This window comes from Gemmatimonas sp., from assembly GCF_041689975.1.
Taxonomy (GTDB): Bacteria; Gemmatimonadota; Gemmatimonadetes; order Gemmatimonadales; family Gemmatimonadaceae; genus Gemmatimonas.
The window spans coordinates 1-4,096 of record NZ_JBDNFF010000192.1; the positions used below are offsets into that span (position 1 = coordinate 1).

At 58.7% G+C, this 4,096-nt stretch carries 3 protein-coding genes; all 3 read left to right on the forward strand.

Features of this window, described 5'->3' with window-relative positions; translation table 11 throughout:
- Positions 1-834 (forward strand): hypothetical protein (locus ACESNG_RS12175; RefSeq protein ID WP_373069169.1); only part of this gene is annotated, 834 nt, incomplete at its 5' end.
- Positions 835-2,030: 1,196 nt separating this feature from the next.
- Positions 2,031-2,939, forward strand: a complete 909-nt coding sequence (locus tag ACESNG_RS12180; RefSeq protein ID WP_373063302.1) for a hypothetical protein — start codon at positions 2,031-2,033, stop codon at positions 2,937-2,939.
- Between the two features lie 888 nt (positions 2,940-3,827).
- A partial coding sequence (locus tag ACESNG_RS12185; protein WP_373069171.1) for a hypothetical protein occupies positions 3,828-4,096 on the forward strand: 269 nt, incomplete at its 3' end.

Here is a 4,096-nt window from a genome sequence, read left to right on the forward strand (position 1 = left end):
ACAATCCTACTTGCAGACCCCCGAGCTGTTCGGGTAGCGCACTTCCAGCGTACTGGTAAACTCGTGTGGGAATTCGCGCAACGTGGCGATTCTGCAGGTCTTCTGCGTGTACCGATCGCGCTCGCGAAGACGCAAGAAGGTTACTGGGTCGCGGACGCGATGAACGGATTGATGCTCTTCGATTCTGCGGCCGCACGATTCGTACGAAAGCTATCTCTACCCAATGTCGCGGTCCAGGACATGGTGGCACTGAATGACACGACGCTTCTCATTGGAGGACCGACGGAAGCGCTGAGTCAGCCGAAGCCGAGTTGGTTGCGGGCGATCGATACGCGCTCCGGAATCGAAAGGTGGAGCGCACCATCGCCAACTTTGGTCATGCCAAAAAACGTTGTCAACAGCTATAGCCGAACCCGGATCGCGATGTATCACGAGAGGATTGTCGCTTCAAATTCGGTTATTGACACGCTCTTCCTCCTAGACGCGAAATCGGGGCTGCTGCTGAAGTCGCACTTCATGAACCTTCAGCTACATGTTCCGAGCGTTCTCCGTAAGGCGACCTCGCGATTGCGCTCGGAGCAGTTGGGAGAGCTCACACGTGTCTCGACCGTTGCACTGATTGACGAGAACCACTTTCTGGCGGAGGTGGCTAGGGGATCAGGCCAGGCAGTTCGCTATACCCCGATGATCGGCGATCTTCGCGCGTCGACACCGCGCGTGATTTCTGCATCAAAAGATGTAATTCTAGGTGCGCGCGACGGTGTCTTCATTACGCAAGTCATTGACGCGATTCAGCGAAATCATTTGGATCTTCATTGGGGAAGGCCAAGATGAGACGTCAAGCCGTTGCTCTGCTCGTACTTCTTGTCAGCGGGCCATTCGCAATCCACGACATCGTGGCCATTCCCGCCAGCACATCGCGCGAGAGGCTTGGATGGACTGATGAGACACAACTGGTTCCGGACGATAGCGTGGTGCGGATAGCGTGGGTAATTCGTGATCGCGACTGTGCGACTTGCGCGTCGCCTGCTTACATCTGGCGACGCACCAAAGCCTTGTTCGGCGACTCCGTGCAACTTGTCGCGTTCGTCATCGGACCCGACACACAAGCCGTTCGGGCGGTGTTCCGCGATGAGCGAATCGCGGCGCACATCGCAATCGTCCGCCCTGACGGTGGGGGCAAACTCGTATCCCCATCGATGCTGCTTCTGAACGGTCGCCGTATCAAAAATCGCTGGACTCAGGCCACCCGACCCACGTTCGTCCGCCTGATGGCGGAGGACAGCGGAAGTGTCCTAATAGGCGCGGTTCGTGCAGAACTTGCAGCAAGGAGGTCGCGAATGTGACTGGTAGCAGAGGTATCCTACTTCTCCGTTGTCTAGCTTGGCCGATTCTTGGCGATGGGAAACCATCGCTTAGACGGCTATAATCATCAAATCGAGGTGCATATGCGTCGTTTCACTCGGCTATTCGGATTTGCTGCCGTCGCGCTGGCTGTGTCGCCCGTGGCAATCGCGACGGTGCCATCAACCGCCGACGCGCAGGAATTCGTTAGTAAAACCTATCATGACTGGATTTTTTTCGATTGGTGCGGTGGTAGCACTTGTCGGTTACCGGGGCCCGACACCTGTTGCTTCGTACAAGCGAGTTGACTGAGAATGCGGCGCGAGCGTTGTTCAACTCGCGCCGCACCGCCATCCCTTTTTATCGTGGTTTTAACTATGCGAAATTGGCCACAAGTTGTGGTACGTGCCGCGTGGTCGCTCTTCGGAGCGCTCAATCTCGTCACGGCAAACGTTGGCGCTCAAACCACGAGTGACCTGCCGACGCCTCGCCCCCTCGCATCAACATTCACTGCTCATCCCACTGAGTTTTCGCGGATCACATCGGCGCGGGAACTTTCGAGCGCTTGGATTGTGGTGTTGGACGGTGCAGACCGAACGGTAACCGCCCTCACGTTTGAGCCAAACATGTCGCGGCCTATCGGCAGGCAGGGGAGTGGTCCGCGAGAACTTCTATTCCCGTCGAACTTGCTTGCCGTTGCGCAAGACACGGTGTGGATCACCGACGTCGCCAACGCGCGTTGGCTGCCGATCGACGCAAACCTCAATTTCGGCTCTACCGTCGCATTCGGATCCATCGGCGGGCTGATGCTGCAACAATCGATCATCGGCTCGGACATGGTAGGCAACCTGTACTTCGCGCTGAATCAGGGTCAGGAAGTATCATTGTCCTCGAAGGGTCCTCTACAGGTTCCAGTTGTCCGCGTACGTCGTCGCGACTGGAAGGTCGACACAGTCACGACGATCGTCGTTCCTTCTGGTCGCGCGTCAGCGTCGCGAACTGTCGGTCCCGGAGAAATCCAGCTGATGAGTACGCGGCCGTTCGCAGCTGAAGATCAAGTGGCAATCGTCCCTAATGGTTCTCTGTTCGTGCTTCAAACACAGACCAAGTCGGTGAAGATTATTGAACTGTCGGGACGAACACGGATAGGCAAACCGTTAAGTAGGCCGACAATCATCGTTAACGAATCCGAGAAGTCCGCCTTTAGGGCGGCTCAGGTCGTCGCCGGCAGCATATTCGTTATGGGCGGGAGCGGATCTGCACCGCGAGCACGGAGTGCTGGTTCTCGGAAGCCGGGCGCGCCACTTCAGGATATGCCTCTAACCGAGTGGCCGAAGGCGAAGCCAGCATTCTTGCGCGGCGTACTTTCTTCACCAACGGGTACGGTCTGGACGCTACGGCCCGCACCCGCGACCGAAGCGACAAAGACCTACGATCTGCTAGACGGCTCAGGACAGTATGCCGGCGCGGTATCCGTATCTCGTGACTTGTCGCTGATCTTGATAGGTCGGCAGCACGTCTATTTTTCGTATACGAACGAGGACGGAGTGCAGACTGTTCGTCGATACCCGTTCCCTTCAACTTCACGACGGTGAACATCACCGGATCGTATACACATCCGATGTGCGCGATGCACGCGCGAGCGCCTGATCATGCCGACGGTTAGGGGAATGATCGAACGGTTGCTACGACCGACCTCGGCTGGGATTCGGTTGCGTGTGAGTGTTGCCGCAGCAGTCGTGGCGACGTTTTCTGCGTGCTTGTTTTCGACGCTGGATCGCAGAGTGACTGAACGAGTTGACGATAGGCACGAGATTGGCCGCCAGCGGTGGATGGCGCTGGTCGAGTCCGGCGTTTCTCAAGACTCGGCAACCGTAGTGACACTTCGTGACATGCACGATCGGCTGGCGGGACAACCAGTCTCTGTACGGAACCTGCCACTCTCCCTCGCGACTGATGGCGAGTTGGTTTGGCAAGCACGGATGCTGAACCCGCTCCAGCCGAATGGCGGGAATCTGCCACGATCGGACGTTGAAACTCGCCTGCTCGATGAGCGGCGTGCGAGCGTGCGTGAAGTCATTCGACAGGGTCGGAGCGCAGTGGAACAGCGTATGCTAAGATGGTCGCTCTTTTTCACCGCGCTGTCTGCTTTCGCTGCATTGGCGTGTGTCGTGTGGTTTGAGCGCCGCAGCGGCTCTTGATCTCTTAGTCGATCAAAGGCGCCGTCCTCGCTGGTCTGTAGCAGCATTTAGCGGGTCGATCTCGCGTTCAAACGACCCCGCCCGCGTACTTCCGCTATCGCGCGATTCGGCCCCGACCCACATACTTGTCCATAAGACCCGCGAGCACTTTTTGGCCGCCGGGGCGACACCTATTGCGTGATATCCTCAAGCGCCGCGTCCCCGCGGGTGCTGGCTTCGCTGCTGCTCCTACCAATGCTCACTCCCCTTCGCACTCGTCGCGTGATCCGTCGGTCTTGCCGCATGCCCTTCCTCGCATCCGCGCTCGTCGCCCTCGCGCTCGTCGCCTGCAACAAAGGCGATGCCGCAGGCACGGCCGATTCCGCGAGCGCCACCTCCACCGCCGCCCAGGAGTCGGTCGAGGAAGCGGGCCGCCCGGCGCTGGCGCTACCGGTGATGGCCGAGGAAGCCCGCGACGGTGATCTGGTGCTGAGGGTAACGACCACGGGGCAGATTCGCTCCGATGCGGCCGTGAAACTGCGCGCCGAAGTGGCCGGCACCGTGACGCAGCT